Below are 330 nucleotides of genomic sequence, written 5' to 3' on the forward strand. Positions count from 1 at the left end.
GAGAAAAAAGTGATGGTTGCGGCATATAAGCAAATCTTTTATACCGTAAGTGCAGAACTACCTAACAATCCATCAGATCTTTTTGATAATAGTGTTACTTTTGATGAGTTAACTCGTAAAGGGGTAAGTAATGCGGCTCCGCCTGTTATGGTGTCAAATGTAGCTTATGGTAGAACAGTTTATGTGAAATTAGAAACATCATCTAAGAGCAAAGATGTACAAGCTGCTTTTAAAGCCTTAATTAAGGGTCAAGGCGTTGAAGCGAGTGGACAGTACAAAGATATTTTTGAAGACAGTACCTTTACCGCTGTAGTATTAGGCGGAGATGCA

At 38.2% G+C, this 330-nt stretch carries 1 protein-coding gene; it reads left to right on the forward strand.

The window, feature by feature from the left end; genetic code table 11:
• On the forward strand, window positions 1–330 hold a 330-nt coding region (locus JDS96_RS30935), incomplete at both ends, for a thiol-activated cytolysin family protein (RefSeq protein ID WP_199669142.1).

Source organism: Bacillus cereus group sp. N21 (assembly GCF_016483395.1).
GTDB classification, from domain to species: Bacteria; Bacillota; Bacilli; order Bacillales; family Bacillaceae_G; genus Bacillus_A; species Bacillus_A pseudomycoides.